Raw genomic sequence first — 25,120 nt, 5'->3', positions numbered from 1 at the left:
AGCCTTATTTTAAACGACCCGATCGCAAAATACTCACAATTAGCCACAACCCCAACAAACTAGCTACAGCAAACAGAACGGTACTTAAAAAAGATAGCTGGCTTGTTTGCGCATGATTAGATATAATTGCTGCTCCCATTATCAGTGAACCTACGAGAATGCTAAAAGATAGGCGATTGGCTGCATCATCTACTGTGCGGCGCATACCATCTAAACCCCGCAGGGATAAATTCCACTGTAATGTTTCCGATGTTACTCTATCTAATAACAGTTCAATTTGTCGGGGAGATTGTAATGATAGACTTTTGATATCCAATGCGGTTCTTAAGAGCGATCGCACTGGATTTTCCCCAACCAATTGACGGCGGAACAAATCTGTTAATAACGGCTGAATTTCCTCAACAAAATTCAATTCTGGGTTAAATCCCCGTGCTAGCCCTTCCAAATTCGCTAAGGTTTTAGCATACAAGCCCATATTACTCGGCAAGCGAATTTTATTATTCCGGGCAACTTGTAAAATTTCGTAAATTACTTGACTAAAATTAATTTCCGACAAATTCACATTCAGATATTTGCGCAGCATCCGGTCATAATCATTTTCTAGCCGCGCTAAAATCACTGGTTGGCTAGAATCTGCTAACTGTAAAGTTAACTGGGCACATCGCTGGGCATCTAAATCTACAATCGCTAACAGCATTTCTGTTAAAATCTGCTGGGTGCGGGGATCGAGTCTGCCCACCATGCCACAATCTAACAGCGCTATCCGCCCATCTGTAAGGTAAAATAAATTTCCCGGATGGGGATCGGCATGAAAAAATCCATCTATATATAGTTGTTGAAAAAATACTCTAAATAATAAACTCGTGATCGCTTTGCGTTCTGTAACGGGATCTTTACCATTGTTATTACTATTTAAGCTGGCTGAAAGTATAGGCATACCTTCTAGCCATTCCATCACCATTAATTTTTCTGTAGTTAATTCCCAATAGATTTGCGCTACTACTATTTGCTGGGGATCGTACCATTTACTCTTAGATAAATTCCGCCGCAGTTGGTCTGTATATCCCGCTTCCCGCGTAAAATCTAATTCAGCTTCTAGGGCTTTGGTGAATTCTTCCGCAATCGATTTAATTTCATTATTTCGCCCAAAATCCGTCCTGGCGACTAAATCGGCAATTCCTTGAATTAAAGCAATATCTTGAGCAACTGTTAAGTCGATCCCCGGACGTTGCACTTTTAAAGCGACTTCTCTACCATCAATTAATGTAGCGCGATGGGTTTGGGCAATTGATCCCGCCGCTACTGGTACGGGATTCACCGTTCTAAAAGTTTGTTCCAGTGGCGCTTTTAACTGTTGGCGTAACAGAATTTCAATTTCCGTCCAAGGAACTGGGGGTACTTCATCTTGCAGCGTTGAAAGTTCCTCAATATAGCCAGCACTCAGTAAATCTGGACGGGTAGATAATAGCTGACCGAGTTTGACATAAACTGGCCCCAAATCCACCAGAATATTTTTTAATACTGCCGGTGTAGGTAACTGTGGTTCATCAGCTTTACCACCAGTTAGTAGCCTGCGCATATAGTCCCAGCCATTACGCAGCACTACTTCAATAATTTCTCGTTGACGCGGAACAGTTTGAGTGAGGAACATTTTTTTGGCGATTGGGGAGTAATGAGGCAAAAGAAGATGAGGGAGACGCGAGGAATCTAAAAAAGACAACTAATTATTAAATACTTATAAATGCACCTGATAAATGCACCTAGCCTCTAGCTCTTACCCCTCACCCTAGTTATAATAAAATAAGCAGAATATTAACCTCTGCCAAGGGTTTTAACTTTTACAGCTATAGCAAGTCGGTAAATCGGGGATCGCTTTGGATTGTTTTGAGTATCTGCTTAATTTCCTGGGTACGGTCTTTTTTGACTATGAGGGTGACATTGCGATCGCGCACAATCACAACATCCTCTAAGCCTATGGTAACAATTACATCATCGTCATCGGTGGCGTAAAGCAGTGACCCTTTGGTATCCAGACCTACATGGGTAGCTAGTTCCACATTGGGAGTCTCTTCTGTTTTTAGTAAGCGCTCAATTGCATTCCAATCGCCGAGATCGTCCCAACCAAATGACACTGGTAAGACGTATGCTAAATTGGTTTTTTCCATAAGAGCATAGTCTATACTTTTTTTAGGTAATTGCGGGTAAATATCAGGCCCATTTTGTGCTAGAGGTTCAATAATTTCCGGTGCATGGGTGTAAAGTTCTTTTAGAACTACCCCAGCGCGAAAAAAGAACATGCCACTATTCCAGCTAAAACGTCCCGTTGCTAAAAAAGATTCCGCCGTTTCGCGGTTGGGCTTTTCAGTAAAGCGGTTCACGTGATAAGCTGGCAACTCATTAAAGCTACCAATTTTTGCGCCTTGTTCGATATAACCGTAACCAGTTGAGGGAAAAGTTGGCTTGATTCCCAGTGTGACAATCGCTTCTGTACTTGCCGCTAATGAGGTTGCAGCATGTAATGTGTCTGCAAATGCTTGTTGGTCGTCAATCCAGTGGTCAGCAGGGAAAAAGCCGATAACAGCGTCTTCACCATAGCGCTGTTTGATTTCTAAACTTGTCCAAGCAACGGCGGCGGCGGTGTCTCTTCCCTCAGACTCGATTAATAAATTTTGTGACGGCAATTGCGGTAGTTGTTGTCGCACACCTTCAGCTATCAAAGCAGAAGTAACGACAAACAACGAATCCCATGCGCCGACCACATTTATCAGTCGATCGGCTGTTGCTTGTAGTAGGCTCCTAGAGCTACCATCAAGGCTTAAAAACTGCTTGGGTCGCCTATAACGACTCAATGGCCAAAAACGCTCACCTTTACCACCAGCAAGGATTACGGGGAACAATGGATTAGTCATTTTGTCATACACACCTACTAAAGAACACTACAAGTTTACAGTGGGCTGATCTACTGGCAATATTTGTAGCTTGCATTAACATAACTTTTAGGGAGTGGTTGAGTGGGGAGATAATTGTGATTAAACAAATGCAATGGGCGGAAAATCAAATCACGCCGCAACAAGTAGCAGAATTAGAGTTAAATGGGGTTAAACCTCAACAATTGGCGCGTTCAGAACATCAGGTATCATCGCCAGAAGTACCAGCACCAGCACCAGCAACAGCACCAGCAGCAGAACCAGAAGTTCAACCAGAGGAACAAACTCATGTTTCTCGGGGTGTAGTTGAGTCTGTAGGTGAAATTCCCAACCAGCTTTATGAACGGTTGGGTTTAACAATGCCGAAATGGCTGTTGTGGGTATTAACAGTTGTTTTGGGAATTGTTTTATCTGGGTTACTAGTATCTACTTTGGCGTTGTGGACTCCTTTATGGAGTAATCTCGACCAAACGGAAGAAGATACAGGTCTGGGAGTTAAAGAACAGCAAAAAATTCCTTTACCTGGGGAGCTATGGGGTAAAATCTCCGAATATCAGCTTTCAAGACCCATGAATATTTTAATTATGGGGATTGAACCAGTTAAAGGTACTGTTGATGGCTCACCGGAAAGTTTCGCTGGTAAAAGCGACACTATGCTGATGGCGCGACTTAACCCCAGCGATAAGTCAATTAAAGTGCTTTCCATTCCTAAGGATACTATGATTGCTATCCCCGAAGAAAAGGGATTAACCAAAGTATCCGATGCCAATGCTCAAGGCGGCCCTGTGTTAGCAGCGCGGGTAATCAGCCGGACTTTGAGTAATGCACCAATCGATCGCTATATCCGCATCTCGACTAGTGGCTTACGTCAATTAGTCGATCAATTGGGTGGGGTAGAAGTTTTCGTTCCCCAAGCCATGTCATATCAAGATGCGGCTGGTAAATCTGTGAGTTTGGTTAGTGGTTGGCAAACCCTCAACGGCGAACAAGCAGAACTATTTGTACGTTACCGCGATCCAGGCTTAGGGGATCTTCCCAGAGTCCAACGCCAGCAAGCACTAATCAAAGCCTTGCTAGAACGTTTGAATAGTCCGACTGTGTTACCGAGGTTGCCGCAATTAACCCGAATTATGCGGAAGTATTTTGATACCAACCTGAAAATTGAAGAAATGATGGCATTGGTAAATTTCTCGCTCAATCAAGACCGAGACAATTTCCAAATGACTGTGTTACCTGGTGGCTTCAGCCGTTTCAGCCAAGATCCTAATAGTTATTGGTTGAATATGACTGGACAACAAAGCCTATTGAATGATTATGTTGGGGTAAATGTACCTGGTCTTAAAGCTGATGCGCGACCAGTACCTAAACTCAAAATTGCTATTCAAAATGCTTCTAATCAACCGCAGTTAACTGAAAAAGTTATCAATTATCTCAAACAAAAAGGCTTCACCAGTGTTTACGCAGTGCCAGATTGGCCTGATACCCAACGTCAAACACAAATTATTGTCCAAAAAGGTAACCGAGAAATAGGAGATAACCTACAACAAATAGTTGGTTTAGGTCAAGTTGAAGTTTCCGCTACTGGAGATTTAGAATCTGACCTGACAATTCGTATTGGTAAGGATTGGAAGTAGTCATGAGTTAAGAGTCATGAGTTAAGAGTCATTAGTCAATGGTCAATAGTCAATAGTTAATGGTTCAAAATATATTAAGTAGAACTTTTGATTGTGACTTGGCACTTTTGACTCGGTAAAAATTTATGAGAAATTTCTGGCTACGCCTTTGGAGTTTAATACTTATTTTACTATTAGCTGGTTTATGGGTGATTTTTACTCCTAAACCAGCTTTTGCACAAGAAAAGACGATTAATTACAACAATACTCATTTAGAAAAACGCGATTTTTCTTATACTGATTTAGCTGGTGCTAAATTTGTCGCTGCAGAAATGCGAGAAGCAAATTTTCAAGGTGCTAATTTAAAAAATGCTATTCTCACAAAAGGCGTTTTATTAAAAGCTAATTTACAAGATGCAAACCTGACTGGTGCTTTAGTTGACCGCGTAACTTTTGATAGTGCAAATTTAAAAAATGCGATTTTCATAGAAGCAACTTTGACCAATAGTCGCTTTTATGAGGCGGAGATTACTGGTGCTGATTTTACAGACGCATTAATTGACCGCTATCAAGTATCTTTATTATGCGATCGCGCTGATGGCATTAACTCTGTGACCGGCGTTTCTACACGGGAAAGTTTAGGTTGTAGATAAATATGGGCATGGGGCATGGGGCATGGGGCATTGAGATTTGTCGAAGAACCACATCTTTCGTAGGGGCACGGCACCGATAAAATATCGGTAATACCGAAAGTTTGTAGATGCCGTGCCCCTACAAGTTGGATAATTTATTTTTTGGAGTTCCCATAAAAATCGGTCTTTTCCATGCCCAATGCCCTATGCCCAATTAGAAAAATCTTGACCAAACTGAGACAGTGATATTAGCTGAATACGCTCGCTATTTTGCGCTGCGTCTCTCTCAGCTTGGGTATTATAGCCCCAATCTGCTAAAAATAATTTCACATCTGCTAGGTCTGATTGCTGCTGGACTAACTCCAAAGTTTTCAATCTATCTTCGACAAACCACAAACTTACGGGTTTATATTCAGCATTTTGGATTAATTCCCGAATAATTTCGTATTTAGGGCGCTTCTCTTCCTTACCAAATATGACTATGGGCGCTAAATCTACACCTGCTTGCTGTAATAACTGCTGCACAAAACGCCCTTCTTTTGTGGTGATGATATATAACTTAACTTTACTAGCAACAGTGGCTTTGATTTTATCAATTACGCCAGGATAAAATCTATGCAAGCTTAACCAACCATCTAAATCGTTAGCAATCCAGCGATCGCGAGAATTATCTAAAATGGCTGCAATTTCTCTGGCTTGTAGCTTATAGTCTAATAAAATTTGTGGGGCAATAGTTACCCATTCGTGAAGAATCTTGTCATCATCAATACCATCAACTAAAGCTTTAATTAAAACAGGCATTTCCCAACCTGTTTCAATTACTGGCCTGAGGCGATAAAATCTTGCAGCTAAGTTATCGGCTGGTATTTTATTAGCAGGCGACCAAATTTGACAATAGGTACGCCATGCTACTTCAAAATATTCAATTAATCCATCGCAAATCACTCCATCAAAGTCTAGGGCTAAAATTGTGGGACTACTTGCGGTCATGGGTTTGAGGATGAAAACTGCTTTGGTTAGCTTATCCCATCCAGCCAGAATTTTTCTGTATCATGCTAGTTTGCAGATTCTGCGGAAGAGTCTAACGCTTGTTGATCAGCATCCCTGGAATGAAGAATATCTAACGCATCTTGGTCAGCCATTTCGATAATTGCTGCTACATATTGCTTGACTTGTTCAGCAACATCAGGCTTCCACTGACGCAATTTTGTCTCTAGGGTTTCCACTAAAGCGTCCATTGATACCTCTACCATTAACGATTGTGGTGTTTCTTAATATGTTAGAGTATCCGCGCTAGAGGTTGCTGATAAATTTCTCTGGGCAAGGTTAAATTATACTGCATCTCAGCCGCAAAGCCCTATGGCTGCAAGGTTATACAGCTATTTATGAATTTCTACTAATTTAAATATTGTTTGCAGGACATCAATATATTTTAGAGGGCATGGCAATGCCATGCCCCTACCATTTGTGTTATTACTAATTTTCAAAATAATTAAGTATATTTTATAACTAATTTAATGTATTTTTTCGTAATGCTGTGGATATGCGATCGCAATTTGAAACCCAGATTATCTCTACCTTAATTAAAGGTGAGCAAATGGGGCAAGACTACCTCATCGAAACTTCCTGTAGCATTTTTTCTCGTCAAGGTGACGGTGACATAATTACTTGGGAAGATATTAGTTTTCCAAAACTGTCCAAGTGTGGCTCGTTTTTTGACGGTGCGTACAATGTACCGAAAGCAACTTATGATGATTGGGTATTGATGAATAGGGAAAGATACTCATTAAAAAATGCGATCGCTCATTCTCAAGTCACCCTAATTTCTGACGCAGAAGCTAACCGATTGTGCGCTGACTACAATTATCGCTGGGCTAATTTTTATTGGTTAACTCGACCAGGATTTTCTCCCGATTTTTCCCAAGCATTGATTCAATTAGCAGTATATTGTCCATCCAGTCCAAATTATGCCAGTATTCTCTATCTGGAAAGAAACAATAATCAATGGGAAACCAAGTCATCTTTCGGTTTATACAATCAATAATCAATAGTCAACAGTCAACAGTCAACAGTCAACAGTCAAAACCGATATTTTTTGCCACCCCACTAGGATGCTGTATGTCAGAGAACTCGGATAAACAACTCCGGTTTGCCTATCGGCATAATGGCTAATTAAAAAAAAATTAAGTATACTTTTCTTAATGGTGAATTAGCGTTTCTGTTATGGCTACCCTATTGCTGGATGACGGTACAATCGAGAGCGATTTAAGCGAAATAGTCCGTGAATTGTCTCCTTTGGGCATTCACTTGAAACACTACGATCCAGGAACATCGCTGCTTTTTCCGCACTTAATCGATCAAGACGTAGTTACCGAATCCGAGAAGCGCTACATCTTAGAACTGCATAATGGAGTGTTTGAATTTCTCCAGCAAGAAACAGGCTATCTTTGGTGTGACTTACTGAATATACACCCAGGTTCCCCGCATATTGAGACATTAATAGCCACTTACAGCCGTTATCATACTCATACTGCGGCTGAACCTATCTACGTTTTAGCGGGAGAGATGATTTTTGGCTTTGTCAAACCAGATGGTAGCCAGATTCAGTTATTAGTTCAAGCGCAAGATTATCTGGTGATTCCTGCGGGTGTAGAGCATTGGTGTAGTCCGAATGCATCCTTGAATTTTAAAGCAGTACGCTATTTTATCACCGCAGAAGGTTGGTTACCAAATTACACAGGAACTCAGTTAAGCGACTCGATGAACAAGCCGCGATAATAGTAATAGGGGACTTACAAAAAATAAATTACCTATATTCTCTAGTAGTGCGAGCATCTTGCTCGCTGATGTTTAAAAGCGAGCAAGATGCTCGCACTACAAATTTATTGGGTATTTAAAAAATTGGATGTCCCTAGCTATTCTGGTAATTCCAACGGCTTGGTAAAATTAGCAGCAGCACGTACTACTCGATTACCATCTTTGGTAAGAATTTGACGTATTTGTGTAGGTGTGTTGGGATTTTGCGCGATCGCATAGCGTTCTAGCCAAGAAAAAGAGCGAGCAATTTTGGCTAAAATTCCCTTTGGTGCTTGTGGATTTAATAAAACTGTGAGGCGAGTAGATAGAGGAATTTGTTCCCATTTGCTGAGGAGTTCTCTTTCAGGATAAAGGCTTGATTCTAACTCACCTGGCTGATAATTAGGTGAAGATTCCCAAGATGCTAAAATTGCATCGTCAATACAGGGATTGCTGGCTGCTGCTTTGCGTACATTAGGATGTTCATGGTTAACTAAGACTGCTAAAAGTTCCTGGTTAGCGTAGAGAGAAGCCGCTATTCTTTTCAAGACTGCTAAATTAACTATTCCTTCGTTTAAGTCTTTGAGAATATCTAGTCCCCATATTTGCACAATAAAATTTGGTGTATTAGGATTTTCGCAAGCAGCGTAACGGATAAAGTCTTGTTCGTGTTCTAAAAGTAGCTTTTTTAAAGACTTTTCAGCTAAGTTAGGATGACGAGCAATGGCTGCTAAATTAGAATTAGCAGCATCTTTAAACTGTTTGTGCGATGCTGTCTTTAAAGTATTTTCTTGGCATTCTAATGATTTTTCCAAAAAATTACCTGAAACATGGGGATTCATCATACCAAATTCTTCAACACCAGAATTTAAACTGTATCCGCCGAGATATCTTTGTTCAAACAGGTATAGTAAGCTGAGAACAAGTTGCTTCGGTGTTTTGGGATTGTTTGCAATTCTATTGAGAACAACGTAATCATCGCCGCGATCGCGTGCTAATTTTTCTAGTAAGCTGACTGGTGTATTCGGGTTATAAACTATTGCTTGATGAACATAACCCTTCAAACCTTGATTACTAGCGAGTTTTTCCAGAATATACACAGGTGTTCGAGGGTTAGCTGCGATCGCTTCATGAACTGCATTATGACGATCCGAATCAGCCATCTCTTCTAGCAATTCCAACGGTAGGTTGGGATTCCACGCTATGCGTCTACCTAATTCATAAAGATCCGGTTTCTCAAGAAGTTTTTTTAAGAAATGAACAGGAGCATTAGGATTACTAGCCAGTGCATAGAAGATACTACCATCAGCAGATTCTAGTAATTGTTCCAGAATATAACCAGGGGTATTAGGATGTTCAGCAGCTATTAAGCGTTCTTTTGAGTTAGCTGACTGTGCTAGCTTTTCTAATTCATCAACAGTCTTTTCTAGATATGCTGCGCTTCTGTAATCTACAAATCGTGAAATATGTTTAGGAATATCCGATCGCAATTCCTTAATTTTGGCGATTGGCTGAATTGCATCTTTAAATTTTTCTGAGCAATCTTTTAATATCCTATCTATTGCTGTTTGGGCGATTTCTTGCCAATCTCCACAATTAGCATCATCATTCCAATTAACATGCATTTGCGCCGCTTCTACCACAAGCTGATTGTTACTAGATGCTAAATATTCAAGGGTAGCTTTTGGTGTTTGGCTATTTACCGTGATTGCTAATTTTACTGTTTCCGATGAAGATTTGGCGACATATTCTAAAAGCGAAACTGGCACAAGCTTCCGCTTAATTAAATTAGGTAAAACTGTATCAAAAGCTGTAGCTAGTAAATTGGGATTTTCTAAAATTAATAAATCAATAGCTGGGTTTCTAAATAAATGTCTAGGAAACAGCTTGGCTAAAAACATTAGTCGAGATGGCGGAATGTTAGGATTCATCAGCAAATTCTGTCGCACTTTTGCGTCAGCGTATGAGCCTAATTCATGTAAAATATCCGCATCAGTGCCAGGATTTTGTGCAACTATCCTGGCTAACTCTATACTAAGTTTCGCAAGCTCTCGCAAACGCTCAGAAGGGGTATTTTCATTCGCAGCTTCTTGCAATGCTGTTTCTTGCTGTTGACTCATGGGTAGATGCTTCATAGGTAGTTAATCTCAAGCAAATTCAAAAATTATGCTTCCCTTATTGTTCCCTTTAATGATTTGAGATTTGCTACCCTTGATTAACGATTAGTTAACGATTAGTAAATATTAATAAAAAACAACTACCATTTAATAAAGCCGTAATTACTGCACCAATAATTACCCCTTTCATCATTGCTAGGCGCTGTTGTCTTCTCAGCCAAATACAAACAGGAATTACATATAACATTTGCCAAATAAAAAATCCCCAAGCGCCTACTAACCATATACCTAAATAGTAATAATTATTAGAACCAAATATCTGCACAGAAAGCCAACCCAAGCCAAATATGATCAGTATTGCTAATGAATGTAAACCAACTATCAGAAATAATCCTAATAAAATTTGGAAAATTTCATTTCTTTGAGACATTAATTTAACCCTTTAGATGACACCGTTCGCTCAAATTCAATCAGTACGGTTATTAACCAACTGATATCCAGCACTTCCTGCACGATAAAACATATTGAATGTATCAAATGGAATTATCCTACCATCTGGATGTACAATATGAATACAAGAGCGCTTGACTGAGCGGACATCAAAGTTAAAAGGGTCGAGAAATTGAACTATCATTACTCGAAATACATTTGAGTAATTAATACCTTCTGGTACAGCTATCATGGGTAAACAACATAAAAGCTGCTTGAGTGATAAAGCCGCAGAATTGGGTGAATGGCTGGTAGAAAATAGTTGAAAAATTTGCTGTTTTAGTTCTTCATTTTGTTCATAAAGTACACTATTAGGCATAATTTTTACAAACACATCTGGATTAATTAACCCAGTTAGCGGGATAACTTTACCATTTAATTTCAATGCGTAAGCCATCGCCAAGCAATCAGGATGACAGGGAACTGGAAGAATATCTTCCGGTTTAAAATAAGGACTTTGTTCTAAAATTGAGCGACGAACTTCTGTTAAGGTGTACCTGTCTCGTTTGGGGTTAAATCCTGCTAATCTTCCGGCTGCTTGTATAGGTTGAAAAGTCACACCCCGGATACATTTTTGCTGTAAAGCGTATTCGATGATTTTACCAATTTCGCTGTCATTTAACCCTTTCTTGAGGGTGACAACTAATGTAGTCGAAATATTATATTCATTGAGATTAGCAATTGCTTGTTCTCTGATATGGCGTAAATCTGCACCGCGTAACTCTTTTAAAGCTGCGGCTTCAAAGCTATCAAATTGTAAATATATCTCAATTCCGGGCATGTATTGACTCAAGCGATCGCAAAACGATTTATCCTTAGCGATCGTTACGCCATTGGTATTGATCATTAAATGCTTAATCGGCTTGGTTTTGACAATATCTAAGATTTGAAAAAACTCAGGATGAATCGTAGGTTCGCCACCACTGAGTTGTACTATTTGCGGTTCGCCTTCATTAGCAACTACCGCATCAATCATGCTTTCAATTTGTGCTAAACTGCGATGCAGTCTTGGTTGCTGGGATAATTGAGAAACTTCTTCTGCGCCAGAGTCAGCATAACAAATTGGGCAGGAAAGATTGCATTTATCTGTAACTTCAATTAATGTTAAACAACTATGTTGTTCGTGATCGGGGCAAAGTCCACAATCATAAGGACAACCATATTTAATTGGCGTATTAAACTTGAGAGGCATATCTCCAGGTTTAATAAATTCTAGAGATTTTTTATAATATTCAATATCATCAGCAATTAAAACTTCTTCTTTTCCGTGAGTAGGACAATGTTTAACTAAATAAACACAATCGTCTTGAAAAATAATTTTCGCTTCTACCTTAACTAAACATTTTGAGCAAACACTATTAGTTAAGGCGTAAAATAAATAATCGCGAGTAGGCATGGTATTAAATAAGGCAGAGGGCAGATGGCAGATGGCAGAAGGGAATGATGAAGAAGTTTTGTAGGGTGAGCAATGTCTAGCTGAAAATTATGGAAAATTATGTAAATTATTTATTGAATTGAAACATTTGGGAAATACTGCGGTGATAGTAGAGGATAGTTAGTAAACAAGTAATTTGAATAGCACTCAAGCCCAAAAAGGGATGAAAATCTGGTTTAATGAAATCTATCAGGAAACGAAACCCAAAATAAGAAATTAAATAAAATTTAAATAATTCGCCATTTTCATATTGAAAACGGCTGCGCCAGCTTAAGAATATAATTAACAATAATAAAAATAAGATTTCATACAATTGTGTGGGATGTCGGGGAACACCATCGCCAAAATCTACACCCCAAGGTAATGTGGTGGCGATTCCATAAGTGCGATCGCTCAAACCGGTGAGAAAGCAGCCAATTCTCCCGATGCCTGTTCCCACAATTAAGGGAAATACAAATACATCACCTGTAGACTGATGAATTCCCAGAATTTTTTTGGTAATTTCTACGCCAATTAATCCCCCCAAAAGTGCGCCGACAACTGTTTTACCTTGCAGTAAGAGTAAAAGTAATTGCTGTTGATTTTGCCAAATTAAATCAATATGTTGCAACCAAACCAACATTTTGGCACCAATTAAAGCACCTATCAGCCCCCCAACAATTACAGAAGTACGTTGACTAGGTGTAATTGAATCTTTACGCACGCGGCGGATTAATAAACGAAAAGCAGTAGCATAAGCTAAAGATTCAAATAAAATATGTGGATGAATTCGTAAGGAACCTATCCCGATATAAACAGGGAAAGTCAACATAATTTGTAATTTATAAAGTATCAAGTTGTATTAATAAGTAGTTAAACATAATTAAGTAAGGCGTAGGTTGGGTTGAGGGACGAAACCCAACATTTTCCGCGCTTTGTTGGGTTTCACTTCGTTCAAACGCCAGTTGCTACAACGGTGGGAACCCCCGCAACTCACTGGCTCCCCAACCTAATTTATCCTTAACTGAACGGTATCGTTCTACAAAGTACCCAAAGGCGATCGCTATAATTGTGCAGGCACATATTTTCACCTTGGTAGAGTTGCAGAAGAATTAGGCGAACTGGAATCAGCGAAAGCTTATTATCTGCAAGATTTACAGATTACGGCTGAGTTTAATGATGAGTATGGTTTAGGAATTTCTCGGCGTAATCTTGCCCGTTTCTACCAAGTTACTCAGGATGAGAGTTTATTAGCCGCCGTATCCGAGATTTTGGGGGTGTCGGTTGAGGAATTGCGGCAGAGTTTTGATGAAAATCGTGATTCGTAATTAAGAAAGTAATAAAAAATCGACTTTTATCATAAATATCGTAATGTTTGTTATAAAGATTGTCTTATCCATAGAAAACATCAAGGTTTTTTCGTAAATATTGCGATTTTTATTATAAAGATTGTATTTTCCATAGAAAACATCAAGGTTTTTTCGTAAATATTGCAATGTTTATTATGAATATTGTATTTTTCATAGAAAACATCGCGATTTTTTCGTAAATATTGCGATTTTTATTATGAATATCACAATTTTTATCATAAATTATCGTGATATTCGTTATTCACATCGTCTCATACAGCAAATTGCAATTTGGTAAGGTACAGATAATTATTAGGGCATGGTGAGGTACAGATAATTATCAGGGCATGGCAGTGCCAGTGCCCCTACAATCAACGATAATCTGTACTTCATTGGCTTGCAATCTGCTGTATATTCTAAGAGACATTACTGATGGAATTGTATCAGGCGATCGCACAACGAGCGCAAGCTCATGGGCATTCGGTGAGTCGAGAGACTGTAACATGATGAGAGATAAAGTGTTACGGAAATCTGTGGTGTTATGAGAAATGAAAATTCCCCCTGATGCGATTATTGCAGACGAAAAAATTACCCGCTACTTATTAGTACCAAGAGAACAAGACGATAAATCAAAGTTTCTTGCCCAAGCTGGATTTACCCTCAAACCTAACAAGGAGTCTGCAAATGAACTTTGAACTATACCAACGTGTTGCTTTAAATCGTGACTTGGATGAATATCAATTTAAAAAAGGTGATTTAGCAACTTTAATTGATTTTGTTCCTCATCCCAGCAATGGCGAACAAGGATGTGTTCTAGAAGTATTCAATGCAAGTGGTGAATCAATAGCTGTTGTCATTGTTCCCCTATCTGATATTAAACCACTGCGAAATCATGAAATTTTAAGTGTTCGCTCTTTGGTGGAAATTTAGGTTGTTTAAGTGACAGGAATCATTTATATTGCGATGCCTATGTCAGCATATTAGTTCGCTGGCGGGCGAGTGCCATTATTATCTATATTATCCATAGTTATTCTGGGTTGTTATGGTCATTTGTCAGAGACGCGATGAATCGCGTCTCTACAATTTTATGTAATGATCACTCGATTTCTTCACACAGAATCAATAATTTTTCCATCGCTTCCGCTAAAGAAATTAAATCTATCCACGAGGAACCGCTAACTAAATTTTGTGCATGTGCTAATCGATTACGTAGCTGTTCGGCTGATTTGAGAAACCTTTCGCCAAATCGCTTGGATTTTAATCCTAGTTGTTCTAGCAGTTCTGGCTGATTTAAAACTAACTCGCGCTTATCGCAAAATTGCAGATAATCTAATAAATCTGTAGCTTCATTTCTTTCTTGGCTTTCGCGCCATAATCTTTGTGCGACTTGTAAACGTTCTGGCTTTAAAACTTTCTGCCAACTATTATCTACATAATAAAGCCGCACGAGTCGCAGCAAATTCATTTCTAACAGCGTGACTAAGCCAAATAACAGCATTCTTGCAGGTGCTTTTTGCAAATCGCCACAGGTAACAATTCCCGTGACTTGATTGCAATCCAGCACAAATAATCGGGGAGTTTGTTGCAGAATTGGTAGCAGTTTCATCAGTGGGGTGGAAATAGCGATGAGTTCTCTGGGATGAAATACGCGCTGATAATCGCTGCATACTTTTCCCGATGTTGCTTTGTGTAAGTTGGCGCGTTCTACATAGCCAGTGATGGTATCACCTGACTCAACACCAACGACATCAAAGTCGCGTGCTTGCATCCATTGCAGCACCTCTGTTACCTCAGCTTCCGCCGACACTGCTTTGAGGGGTTCTGCTACATATTCAATGGTGATGTTGTTCTCAAATAAACTCCGCAAATCTTGAGAACGGGATTTAAGGTGCTTCATCCTTATAAATATACTTCAAGCGCCCAGACTTGTTGAGCCTGAGCGCTTGAATATTAGGTTGCAGAGAAACTTCTGCTGGTTATGGAATTTAAGCAGGCATCATTTGCATCATCCGGCAAGTTTCTGCACATTTGCGGCAAGCTGCGGCACATTCCATCATTTTATCACCGCCCATTTCGTCACAAGCCATTGCACAGCGATCGCACATTTCTGCACATAGCATACAAGTACGTCCCATGAATTCGGAACCACTCATCATCATGTTCATGCACATCATGCACATTTCTGCGCAGTCGCGCATCATGCCCATCATGCTCATCATTTTCATGTCCATCTGCTTGCCTTGAGACATGGACATGCAGTGAGTCATGGTTTCCATACACATCTTGTGACATTCCATGCAAGCGTCCATGCAGGTTTGCATTTCAGTTGTCATGGATTCGTTCATCATCATCATCATCATAGGAAAACCTCCTAACTAGCTGATGCTTTTTTGACTCGTCCTGTGGAGGACTTAACTATCAATTTAGACTGAGATTTATAGGGAGTCAATAGTGTTTTTACGAGGGTATTTATATGCTCACTATCTCGATATGCTTACCGCTAATTTGTCTTAATTGCACATAGTTTAGTGATATTTATCTGGTTATTTGCATGAGGATTATTGTAAATAAAGCCTCGGAAACTCCCGTAAAAAATCGGAGTTTTCGCAAATCACTAAATTTGTTAATATGCGATCGCTAATTCGGCTTAAGTCTAAGGATATATTTATGTCAGTTTCTCTTAACAAATATCTATAAAAAGTTGTGAATTGGGCATGGGGCATGGGGCATTGGGCAAAGACGCGATGAATCGCGTCTCTACAATTGTCATTTGTCTGCCTTCCCTAGCTCCTAGCCCCTAAAATAAAAACCGTGAGACTAACAATAGTCCACGGCTTTGGTGTGGTGTGAGGAGACTTAACTATTGCCATGATAAACCGATCTCACGCTATGTAACGCAAGCTTAACAGCTTTGTAACAAAATAGTCTTTTGCTGACAAAAAATTGTGGTGCTAGCAAATAAGCAAATTAAAAATCAATTAAAATTTAGACTAAAGCACCACCGCAACTAGAACCACAACCAGCTGTACAACCATAGCAATAAGCTGCGGTTTGAATCTCATCAATCAAGTCTAAACTACCAGCCGCTAACAAGCTAGCAATTGTCAAAGTTTCACCATTATGGCTTTTTGCTGGTAAATTCATCATTTGGTTAAAGTCGCAATCGTAAACGTTACCTAAATAATCAACCGATAATTGATTACGACACATTAAATGCTCAACTGTGCCAGCATTAAAGTTAGATTCTAAAAACTGCAAATAGCTGGCGTACAATTTTTGACGTTCTAAATACATTTTTGTTCTACCTACTGGTAGATTGGTGATGGTGAAGAGGTTGTTAAATACTATGCCAAAATGTTCTTTTAAGAACATTTTATAAGCTTTCTCTAGGTTTGTTTGTTCGGGAGCTAAAGAAAATTTTTCTGCTTTGGGTAATTGGGGATTATAAACCAAGTCCAAAATTAAATCGGATTCTTTTCCATAGCCAAGATGATTTAGCCATTGCAACGCTTTTATAGAATCATCAAAAACACCAGCACCGCGCATTTTATCTACATTATCTGCTAAGTAGCAGGGTAGGGAAGCAACTATTCTTAATTTATTTTCTGCAAAGTATTCTGGTAAATCACCAAAGCCATCGACAAAATAAATAGTCAAATTAGAACGAACAATTACCTGTTTACCTGTTTTTTTAGCGGCGGCTACTAATGGCTTAAAGCCATAATTCATTTCTGGCGCACCACCAGTTAAATCAATAATTTTAATTTCGGGAAATTTGTCAATTAACTCGATTAATTGTTCGCAAATTTCTGGAGATAATTCTTCTGTGCGTTTTGGACTTGCTTCTACATGACAGTGGGTACAGGCTAGGTTACAGCGTTTACCTAAATTAATTTGTAATACAGATATAGCGGTTTTAGTTAACGGTTGACTGAGTTTTTGTTGAAATGGTGTTACTTTTATATCTCGTGAATTTAACGATTGAGTCTGCATTTTTAGTTTTTCTCCAATAAGATTCACTCTAAATCTTTGTAGTGGCGTGGCAAGCTTTAAATGTTGCAATATAATTTTCTTGTGGGGTGGACATCTTGTCCGCCCAGGACGGGCGAGACGCCCATCACACAAGAGTTTTATTAATGCACCATTTTAGCCTTGTCTCGCCACTACGAATATAGATAGTAATTTGTGGTTAAAAGTTAGCAGCAACCACCACCGTCATAATGCCATGTGGAATCGGTAACTATGATTTCTGTTGGCTTTAAAGCTGCAAGTTTAGCAGCCGTTTTATCGCACACGGCTGCGGGAATCCCACGCTGCAATAAATGTCCTGCTCCGTCATCAAATAAAGATTCTGTACCTGCATAAATTGCGGTTTTACCTGTAAAAATACAGGCTCCATCTGCGGGGATAGCAACTTTAAAAGATACAGAATCTAGACTTTCTAAGAGTAAATTTTCTTCTAGGTTATAAGTTAAAGTATCTAGTAATCGGTAAGGACGACGGGCACGAATTTCTACTTGACCAAAGCCAGCATTAACAATCAATTGTGTATAATCTTGATATGTCAGTGCGCCTGATAAGCACATGGCTCTAAGGCGTTCATCTTGTTGTAGATGTGCAGGTATGGGACGAGTAGCGATGGGATCGCTCATTTGTAAACGTCCGCCTGGTTTTAAAACGCGATATGCTTCTTTTAAAGCGCGGGTTAAATCTTCTGGTTCAAAGATGTTAAAAAGACAGTTTTGCGCTACGACATCTACAGCCGCATCAGCAACGGGTAAGTTAAAGGCGTCACCTGGGTAGATTTGGACAAAACTGGGATCAAACCAGGGATTTTCTTGAGCAGCGATTTCTAAATTGCGTGTAGCTGCTTCGCGCATGGCTTCCACTGGTTCCACTGCAATTACAGCACCGGGACGACGGGAAAAATAAGCAAATTGTAAGGCTTCTAAGCCACCACCCACGCCAACATACAGGACGGTAGGTTGATTAGCTAGTTCAGTTGGGTGAACAGTAGTACCACAACCATAGTTCATTTCTTGCATCGCCAAGGGGATTTTTAGTCCTGGTAGTTGCAGAGGTGTACTTTGGACACAACAAAGTCCCACTTGTGGTGTTTGTGCAACTTCACGATAAAATTCTGCTGCTGTTTCTAAATAGGTCATTGCGATCGCGTAAAATCAACTTTAACTTTACGCATCGTAATACAATTAACTTTCAATTGTATTAGTGTGAGATAAGAATCTAAGCAACCTCTAAACTACTGGTTTTAACGGTTTTGCCGCCAACAAGCATCCCCCAAACACCCACACAATAGGCAGTTTAGGGGATTAGTCAGAGTCAGGATTAATTGTATAATACGTAGCCGATACCATGTAAGGTTTGCAGTAAAGGCTTTTCGTTATTAGCTTCAAGTTTTTGGCGGAGGTAGCGAATAGACATTTCCACGATTTGAGAGTCGGCGATAAAGTTGTGACTCCAGACTTCGGCTAAAATGCGATCGCTTGTGATAATCTGTCGCGGATGTATCAGTAAATATTCTAGTAACTCAAATTCCTGTTCCGTTAAATCAATCAACCTCTGGCCTCGATATACTTTGCGCGTTAGACGATTTAAACTCAGGTCTTCAAATTCTAAAATATCTGCACCATGTTTTACTTGGCTTTTTCGCAGATGAGTCCGGATGATGGTAACTAAGTCTTCGATACAAACAGGTTTAACTAGCCGATCGTCAACATCAGCATCTAAGCCTGCAATGCGATCGCTTGTTTCATCCTTGACAGTTAATAAAATTATTGGTAGTCCTTTGTCAATACTTCGCAGGCGATGACAGGTATCGTACCCGGATAAACCTTGTAAAGTCCAGTCTACAATTACTAAATCTGGATGTAACTTCTGTGCTGCGGTAACGGCAGTTAGTCCATCGTAAGCAACACTGACTTGATAACCCTGATAATTTAGTTCTAATTCTAAAAATCGAGCTAGCTTGACTTCATCTTCAACCAGTAAGATGTGCGTCATAGATGATGTTGATAATTTCAGCAGAATACGGTTAGCACAGATACAGACTCGCCCATTTTAGAGAGGTACTAACTATTAAATAGTTAGACATCTAATTAGTACTCCGTCAGCTTAGTATAGTTCGGATTCAGTAACAACCGTAAATCTGCGGTTACCAATGACTGCTACATCACAAAATCATCACATTTTAGCAGTATACGGCAATATCTTCACCACACTCATCCGCAAGATAACAGAGAGCTTTAAAACGCAAAGTTACCACTTGTTCATAAAGAGGATTTAACTTACACATCGGTGGAATGTGCATTAAAGTGCGACCGAAAAGTGTAATATCTCTCTCAAATGGACATTGGGCGGGAATAGCTTTACATAAGAAATGAGCTAGTTTGCGGTTATGAATTTCTATCCCTTCTAACCATTCACGTACTGGGTAGAGAAGGTCGTGATGTAAGAGAATTTGAGTAAAGCATGACATAATTTTTCTCCTAATATTTTATAATTGCAAAGCCTGCTTAGTTAGTGGATTTAATTCCCTAAAGATATATAGGTTTAGTTAGTTGAGACTTATGCACAGGCTTTGCAGTTTTAGTTAGTTATTTAGTTGGTGCATTTTGCTGTTAGCGATAAATCTAACTACGCACTTAAGTACCTGTATTCCGGATGATTTGTCTGTTGTCGCTCTAATCCTAACGTCTGAAGATAAAATTGCCACGCCAATTTGACGATTTTTCAGTAGGCTTACCCGAACGCGATCGTTCGTCTATGCCTAAATGCAAGACTTTCAGCTTTACGCTAGATTACAAACAGGATATTCTTGACGGTTGACGGTTGACGGTTGACCGTTGACCGTTGACCGTTGACTGTTGACTGTTGATACCAAACTGCAATCTAAAACGTAACATTGAAACTCGCACAAGGGCGGGGAAACCCCGCCCCTACCGAAATCTTAATTACGTCTAAAAACGCGGATTCATATGACTATTGACTATTGACCGTTGACTATTGACTATTGACCGTTGACTATTGACTATTGACCAATGACCAATGACTTCATAACTAACAAAAAGCAAGCTTTTGACCTTTGGGCCCCAAGCTATGACTGGCTTTTACCTTCAGTGTTTTACCAAAGTATCCACAAACGCTTGCTAGAAAATGTTGATTTACCACCCCAACCTCATGTCCTAGATTTAGGCTGCGGTACTGGTCGCTTGCTGGATCGTTTAGCGGCTAAATTTCCTGATTTGCGGGGTATGGGATTAGATTTATCGCCTGAAATGGTGCGCGTAGCTAGACAGAGTAACCGCCATCGTCCCCGGTTGATTTTTGTTGAAGGTAAAGCTGAGTCTCTTCCCTTTGCTGATGGTCAGTTTCAAGCGGTGTTTAACACTATCAGTTTTTTACATTATTTAGAGCCGAAGCAGATTTTTAGCGAAGTTGCGCGGGTGTTATCGCCTGGTGGAAGGTTTTATTTAGTTGATACTACGGTTAAAAGTCAGCCAGAACTGAATGTGACTTTAGGTGCTTTGGGGAAAGTGAGATTTTATAGTCCCGATCAACGGGAACTAATGGGTGCAGCTGCTGGGTTAACTTGTGTCGGTCATTATTATTTATTAGGGCCTGTGTTGCTGACAATTTTGTCTAAACCAAGCTAATTGATGATTTTAGCGGGGTTTGGTGAGATTCCCCGCCTATGTTCCTTGATAATGCATGAAGACTACAGGAACTCGAATCAACTTTCTACCCAATTCCGACCAGCGAAATTTTGGTTTAAGCGATCGCGGTAAATCTTCAAAAGCCACCTGCACAAAACCAAATTGCTGGTAAAATTCTGCCAAGCGCTGACCAAGACATTCTAAATATAACGGCTGAGTGGCTGAATTAATTAAATGCTGGGTGAGAAAACTACCCAAACCGCGATCGCGCCAAGCCTTAGCCACGACTAAACTACCAAGTTCTTGAATATCCGCAAAATTTCGTAACTGTCCGCAAGCTGCTAATTGGCGATCGCATTCAACCACCCAAAATTGCTGCCAGCGTAACTGCGTTGGGTCTAGTTTAGCCGATAAAACCAACAATCGAATCTGCCAATTATCTTCAGCTATTGCTTGGCGGACAATACATCCAGAGGGTAAAGCTAAGTTATTTTGTAGCATTATCAATGCAAATATCAGGATTTTTTACAACCTAATTAAACATTACTTCGGATAGAGAGATAAAGCACACAGAACCATATTCCAGATAGATAAAATTTAACTCCTGTGGTTTTTAAAATATAGCCATAATTAATCACAGGAATTGTCATTATGTCTGAACAGCAAAAGCAAAAACCTAATAGTGAAGCTAATACCCCTAGCGCTTCTGGTGGCTATCAAACCCCCTTAGAAGATAGTATTCGCAAAACAGGTGACGCTGAAAAAAGCGATGCTAAAGAAACAGCCAAGCCAGAAGCACCTGGTGAAGATAATGTAGCAGGTAGTCCAAATCAAGGAACTGAATCCCGCTAATTCATCTTTTTAGCGGAAAATTTGCCTAATTCAACACAGTTTTGTTCTCTTAACCATAAGTCACCAAAATTAGGGTGGAAATTGCCTATCTGAGTGCAATTTTCCACTCATTTTCATCTTCATATACCAATACGGTTCAATTACGAATAATTGTAGGTTGGGTTTCGTTCCTCAACCCAACATTTTCGAGATTTTGTTGGGTTTCACGACCTTATACCCAACCTACACAGTTTAGGCTCATTTTCATGGATATTAAAATTTTTATATTAACTTATATGCACCCAATTTATCCTAAAATAAATTAAATAATTTATGGCGATAAAAAATAAAATTACTTGAATATTCTTTAAATAACGACTGAAAATAAATTTATTTAGGTAAATTTATGATTGCGCTTTAGCATGGACATATTAGCTATTTTTTATCAGCAAAATTACTGGATTTTTTATTAACGCAGTTTTGATTTATTCTAGGAATCTTAATAATAAATTCTGATTTTTCTCCTTTTACAGAATTACAAGTTAATGTTCCTCGATGCAGTTGGGTAATTATTTGGTAGCTGATAGATAAACCTAAGCCTGTGCCTTTACCTACTGGTTTAGTAGTGAAGAAAGGATCGAAAATCTTGCGCAAATGCTTTTCATCTATGCCTAAGCCATTATCGCCGATGCGAATTTCTATATAATTATCTAATAGCTTAGTCTCGATTGAGATTTGATAATCATCTAATAAAGAAGGATGATTTTCCATTTTATTTTCTAAAGCATCAATGGCATTTACTAAGATATTCATAAATACTTGATTAAGTTGACTGGGATAACAATCAATTGAAGGTAAGACCCCATAGTTTTTGATAACTGTAATTCCTGGACGTTCGGGTTTTGCTTGTAACCGATGCTGTAAAATTATTAAAGTACTTTCAATACCTTCATGAATGTTGACGAGCTTAAATTCTGCTTCATCTAACCGCGAAAAATTACGTAACCCAATAACAATATTTTGTATCCTATTGATTCCTCTAGACATACTATCCATACTTTTTTGCATGTCTTGATTGAGATATTCTAAATCTATATTTTCGATATTATTTCTAATTTCATCGCTAGGTTCTGGATATTCCTGTTGATAGCATTTAATTACTTTTAGTAAATCTTCTATATCTTGATTAAGGTAATTTAAATTTCCCGAAATAAAGTTAAGTGGATTATTTATTTCATGGGCAATACCTGCGACTAATTGCCCTAAAGCTACCATTTTTTCATTTTGAATTAGTTGGGTTTGTAACTGTTTGCGCTCGCTTAAAGCTTGTTCTAGCTGCTGTTTTTGTAAACTTAATTGTGCTTCAGCATCTAACCGGACTTGAATTTCTTGTTCGAGGAGGATAGATTGTTGTTTGGTTTGTTCTAGTAATTCCACATGTTCTAAAGCAATTCCTAACTGACTACTAATTTGCACAATAATATTTATTTCTGTTTCTTGCCAATGGCGAGGTGCAGAATTTTGATAAACTGCCAATAATCCCCAAAGTTTGCTATGAGCATAAATTGGGACAATTACATAAGATTTAGCTTGTAGTTTTTCTAAAAGCTCAATATAACAACTGTTAAAATTAGCATGATAAACATCTTCTACAACTCGATAATTGACCCCTTGTCCGTAAATACCTCCCTGTGTAGATTGTAAGTAGGTATCTTGAAGCAAGAAATTATCTTGACTGACATTATTTGATTTGAGGCTGTCATTGTTAAAAATACATTGATTGTCTTGAATTACATTTTCTTGAATTTCCGGATTTTGCGTTTTTGCTTGATTTAAAGCAATCCATCCCTCTGCAAGAGATTCCGCAACAAACTCTCCACTCCAATCTGGATTAAAGCGATAAACAACAACGCGATCGCATCCAATTACCTGACGCAATTCAGAAGTTGTTGCCGCAAATATAGTATCGATATCTAATGTTTGCCGCATTCTTTGAATTGCCATACTTAAAGCTTGTTCTCGTTCCGCACTTTCTTGTAAAGCGGTTTGCCACATTAACTGTTCTGTGTAGCGCCGATCGAGTAAGGAAATAATCAAAGTTGCAACGAGAATTAAAAAAGTCGCAATCCCGATTTGAATTGCTAACCAAGAATTAGGCGATCGCTCATTGCTATCTAAAACAAATTCTGCTAACTTAATAAAGCTAGTCGCCCACATTCCCGTGTAGTGCATACCGCTAATAGCGATTCCCATCACTAAAGCACTAGTTAATTTCAGCCAGTCAAATTTTGACTTTTGCAAATTCCGAAAGTAGAAAGCCAACCACAAAGCCGCACCAGAAGCCAAGATGGCAATTACGACTGATAAAGCCACCAGCCATTGATTGTAATGGATCGTCGCTTGAGACATGCGCATTCCAGCCATACCTAAATAGTGCATAGAAGCGATCGCTAATCCCATCACCACACTACCGCCAAACAGCATTTTCATACTTAATTTGGCGCGGCTGAATAACAATAATGCTAATCCCGAAGCAACAATTGCATCCCCCCAAGAAAGCAGGGTTATTTGCAGATCGTATTCCACGGAAATTGGTAGTTTTAAGGCTAACATCGCAATAAAATGCATTGCCCAAATACCCGTTCCCATTGCTATCGCACCTGCTACAATCCAACTTAATCTGGCTTTTAGTGGTAAATCTGGGGTAACTCTACCTGCTAACTCTAGTGCCGTATATGAGGCAATTGTAGCGATGACAAATGAGATGACTACCAAGAGTATTTCATAATTTCCAAATATCATTTTATTTACCAAATAATAAGCTGTTTATAGCAAAAACCAGAAATCAAACATTGATTGACTGCTGGCAACCGGATTTTTGTTTAATTGCATAATCCGTGATATTACTCACAGTAAAATTATGGTTATCTTATAGTTGATATGAACCAGAAAATTTAGTTTCACCGTGCTTGCTGCATTATACATTTGTATTTGGTTGACCAATATTTAATGTAACTATCATCACAATAAAAATGTATATCAATTGTACAACAGTTACATCGGTAAGCACATATTCATGGCAATTCACCCACAAACTCGGCTTTTAAACCGGATTTGTGGGTTTGCTTTTCATTGCCAATAGTTATATTTTACGCAAAACTGCTCAAGCTCAACATGGTTAGATAAGTATCAATATTAGTAAAATGAATAAAACTTATATTACTCTTATTTAATTAGAAAAAAATTCGGTATAAGTTTCTCACCAGCAAATTTTATGAC

Annotated in this window: 25 protein-coding genes; 8 read left to right on the top strand and 17 right to left on the bottom strand. The window is 39.0% G+C overall.

All coding sequences use genetic code 11. The annotated features are described in order from the left end of the window. Positions 1 to 4: 4 nt before the first annotated feature. Both AACW45_RS10530 and AACW45_RS10525 read right to left on the bottom strand, forming a co-directional pair. Positions 5 to 1,651: an ABC1 kinase family protein gene (locus AACW45_RS10530; RefSeq protein WP_190632930.1), complete on the bottom strand. Its 1,647-nt coding sequence runs from the start codon at positions 1,649 to 1,651 to the stop codon at positions 5 to 7. Positions 1,652 to 1,844: 193 nt separating this feature from the next. After that, the gene (locus tag AACW45_RS10525) at positions 1,845 to 2,909 is read right to left on the bottom strand and encodes a mannose-1-phosphate guanylyltransferase (protein ID WP_190632929.1); all 1,065 of its coding nucleotides are present in this window, start codon (positions 2,907 to 2,909) and stop codon (positions 1,845 to 1,847) included. A 116-nt stretch (positions 2,910 to 3,025) separates the two neighbouring features. Between AACW45_RS10525 and AACW45_RS10520 the strand changes: the two genes are divergently transcribed. Together AACW45_RS10520 and AACW45_RS10515 are read left to right on the top strand one after the other, a co-directional pair. After that, the gene (locus tag AACW45_RS10520; RefSeq protein ID WP_190632928.1) at positions 3,026 to 4,561 is read left to right on the top strand and encodes an LCP family glycopolymer transferase; all 1,536 of its coding nucleotides are present in this window, start codon (positions 3,026 to 3,028) and stop codon (positions 4,559 to 4,561) included. Positions 4,562 to 4,686: 125 nt separating this feature from the next. Next, positions 4,687 to 5,193 carry a pentapeptide repeat-containing protein gene (locus AACW45_RS10515; RefSeq protein WP_190632927.1) on the top strand — a complete coding sequence of 169 codons (507 nt, stop codon included), beginning with the start codon at positions 4,687 to 4,689 and terminating at the stop codon, positions 5,191 to 5,193. 183 nt (positions 5,194 to 5,376) lie between these two features. Here AACW45_RS10515 and AACW45_RS10510 read toward each other — a convergent pair whose 3' ends face one another. Together AACW45_RS10510 and AACW45_RS10505 are read right to left on the bottom strand one after the other, a co-directional pair. Continuing rightward, positions 5,377 to 6,162 carry an HAD family hydrolase gene (locus AACW45_RS10510; protein WP_190632926.1) on the bottom strand — a complete coding sequence of 262 codons (786 nt, stop codon included), beginning with the start codon at positions 6,160 to 6,162 and terminating at the stop codon, positions 5,377 to 5,379. Between the two features lie 65 nt (positions 6,163 to 6,227). Further along, on the bottom strand, positions 6,228 to 6,410 hold the full coding sequence (locus AACW45_RS10505) for a hypothetical protein (RefSeq protein ID WP_190632976.1): 183 nt from the start codon (positions 6,408 to 6,410) through the stop codon (positions 6,228 to 6,230). A gap of 305 nt (positions 6,411 to 6,715) precedes the next feature. Here AACW45_RS10505 and AACW45_RS10500 point away from each other — a divergent pair, with 305 nt between their 5' ends. Beyond that, positions 6,716 to 7,216: a hypothetical protein gene (locus AACW45_RS10500; protein ID WP_190632925.1), complete on the top strand. Its 501-nt coding sequence runs from the start codon at positions 6,716 to 6,718 to the stop codon at positions 7,214 to 7,216. Between the two features lie 179 nt (positions 7,217 to 7,395). After that, entirely contained in the window at positions 7,396 to 7,950 is a 555-nt protein-coding gene (locus AACW45_RS10495; RefSeq protein WP_190632924.1) for a 1,2-dihydroxy-3-keto-5-methylthiopentene dioxygenase, read from the top strand. Between the two features lie 137 nt (positions 7,951 to 8,087). Here AACW45_RS10495 and AACW45_RS10490 read toward each other — a convergent pair whose 3' ends face one another. From AACW45_RS10490 to AACW45_RS10475, 4 genes are all read right to left on the bottom strand, one after another. Further along, complete coding sequence (locus AACW45_RS10490) at positions 8,088 to 10,103, bottom strand: variant leucine-rich repeat-containing protein (protein ID WP_190632923.1); 2,016 nt, start codon at positions 10,101 to 10,103, stop codon at positions 8,088 to 8,090. A gap of 91 nt (positions 10,104 to 10,194) precedes the next feature. Further along, positions 10,195 to 10,515 (bottom strand): hypothetical protein, encoded by a 321-nt coding sequence (locus tag AACW45_RS10485; RefSeq protein WP_190632922.1) that lies wholly within the window; start codon positions 10,513 to 10,515, stop codon positions 10,195 to 10,197. Positions 10,516 to 10,551: 36 nt separating this feature from the next. Further along, positions 10,552 to 11,970, bottom strand: a complete 1,419-nt coding sequence (locus tag AACW45_RS10480; RefSeq protein WP_190632921.1) for a radical SAM protein — start codon at positions 11,968 to 11,970, stop codon at positions 10,552 to 10,554. Positions 11,971 to 12,076: 106 nt separating this feature from the next. Continuing rightward, entirely contained in the window at positions 12,077 to 12,817 is a 741-nt protein-coding gene (locus AACW45_RS10475; protein WP_190632975.1) for a prolipoprotein diacylglyceryl transferase, read from the bottom strand. 1,068 nt (positions 12,818 to 13,885) lie between these two features. On the opposite strand from AACW45_RS10475, the gene AACW45_RS10470 reads away from it, so the two are divergent. Beyond that, positions 13,886 to 14,032: a hypothetical protein gene (locus AACW45_RS10470; protein ID WP_190632979.1), complete on the top strand. Its 147-nt coding sequence runs from the start codon at positions 13,886 to 13,888 to the stop codon at positions 14,030 to 14,032. Further along, positions 14,022 to 14,267, top strand: a complete 246-nt coding sequence (locus AACW45_RS10465; protein WP_190632920.1) for a DUF4926 domain-containing protein — start codon at positions 14,022 to 14,024, stop codon at positions 14,265 to 14,267. The genes AACW45_RS10470 and AACW45_RS10465 overlap by 11 nt, the downstream gene beginning before the upstream one ends. A gap of 166 nt (positions 14,268 to 14,433) precedes the next feature. Here AACW45_RS10465 and AACW45_RS10460 read toward each other — a convergent pair whose 3' ends face one another. The 7 genes from AACW45_RS10460 to AACW45_RS10430 form a co-directional block, all read right to left on the bottom strand. Continuing rightward, a complete protein-coding gene (locus AACW45_RS10460; RefSeq protein WP_190632919.1) occupies positions 14,434 to 15,234 on the bottom strand; it encodes a hypothetical protein in 801 nt (266 codons plus the stop codon). Positions 15,235 to 15,322: 88 nt separating this feature from the next. Next, entirely contained in the window at positions 15,323 to 15,694 is a 372-nt protein-coding gene (locus AACW45_RS10455; RefSeq protein ID WP_190632974.1) for a four-helix bundle copper-binding protein, read from the bottom strand. A 201-nt stretch (positions 15,695 to 15,895) separates the two neighbouring features. Next, positions 15,896 to 16,060, bottom strand: a complete 165-nt coding sequence (locus AACW45_RS10450; protein WP_190632918.1) for a hypothetical protein — start codon at positions 16,058 to 16,060, stop codon at positions 15,896 to 15,898. A 262-nt stretch (positions 16,061 to 16,322) separates the two neighbouring features. Further along, positions 16,323 to 17,330: an arsenosugar biosynthesis radical SAM (seleno)protein ArsS gene (gene arsS / locus AACW45_RS10445; RefSeq protein WP_190632917.1), complete on the bottom strand. Its 1,008-nt coding sequence runs from the start codon at positions 17,328 to 17,330 to the stop codon at positions 16,323 to 16,325. Between the two features lie 203 nt (positions 17,331 to 17,533). Then, complete coding sequence (gene arsM, locus AACW45_RS10440; protein ID WP_190632916.1) at positions 17,534 to 18,502, bottom strand: arsenosugar biosynthesis arsenite methyltransferase ArsM; 969 nt, start codon at positions 18,500 to 18,502, stop codon at positions 17,534 to 17,536. A gap of 181 nt (positions 18,503 to 18,683) precedes the next feature. Then, complete coding sequence (locus AACW45_RS10435; protein WP_190632915.1) at positions 18,684 to 19,358, bottom strand: response regulator transcription factor; 675 nt, start codon at positions 19,356 to 19,358, stop codon at positions 18,684 to 18,686. 187 nt (positions 19,359 to 19,545) lie between these two features. Beyond that, positions 19,546 to 19,833 (bottom strand): Mo-dependent nitrogenase C-terminal domain-containing protein, encoded by a 288-nt coding sequence (locus AACW45_RS10430; protein ID WP_190632914.1) that lies wholly within the window; start codon positions 19,831 to 19,833, stop codon positions 19,546 to 19,548. Between the two features lie 562 nt (positions 19,834 to 20,395). Between AACW45_RS10430 and AACW45_RS10425 the strand changes: the two genes are divergently transcribed. Beyond that, the gene (locus AACW45_RS10425; RefSeq protein WP_190632913.1) at positions 20,396 to 21,010 is read left to right on the top strand and encodes a class I SAM-dependent methyltransferase; all 615 of its coding nucleotides are present in this window, start codon (positions 20,396 to 20,398) and stop codon (positions 21,008 to 21,010) included. Positions 21,011 to 21,046: 36 nt separating this feature from the next. Here the strand turns inward: AACW45_RS10425 and AACW45_RS10420 are convergent, their stop codons facing one another. Then, positions 21,047 to 21,511 (bottom strand): GNAT family N-acetyltransferase, encoded by a 465-nt coding sequence (locus AACW45_RS10420; protein WP_190632912.1) that lies wholly within the window; start codon positions 21,509 to 21,511, stop codon positions 21,047 to 21,049. Between the two features lie 150 nt (positions 21,512 to 21,661). Between AACW45_RS10420 and AACW45_RS10415 the strand changes: the two genes are divergently transcribed. Continuing rightward, on the top strand, positions 21,662 to 21,862 hold the full coding sequence (locus AACW45_RS10415) for a hypothetical protein (RefSeq protein WP_190632911.1): 201 nt from the start codon (positions 21,662 to 21,664) through the stop codon (positions 21,860 to 21,862). Between the two features lie 414 nt (positions 21,863 to 22,276). On the opposite strand, the gene AACW45_RS10410 is transcribed toward AACW45_RS10415, so the two are convergent. After that, a complete protein-coding gene (locus AACW45_RS10410) occupies positions 22,277 to 24,643 on the bottom strand; it encodes an MHYT domain-containing protein (RefSeq protein ID WP_190692800.1) in 2,367 nt (788 codons plus the stop codon). Positions 24,644 to 25,120 lie beyond the last annotated feature (477 nt).

Origin of the sequence: Calothrix sp. FACHB-168, from assembly GCF_963889195.1 — a bacterium.
GTDB lineage: Bacteria > Cyanobacteriota > Cyanobacteriia > Cyanobacteriales > Nostocaceae > Aulosira > Aulosira anomala_A.
This window is presented reverse-complemented; position numbering and strand designations above follow the sequence as displayed.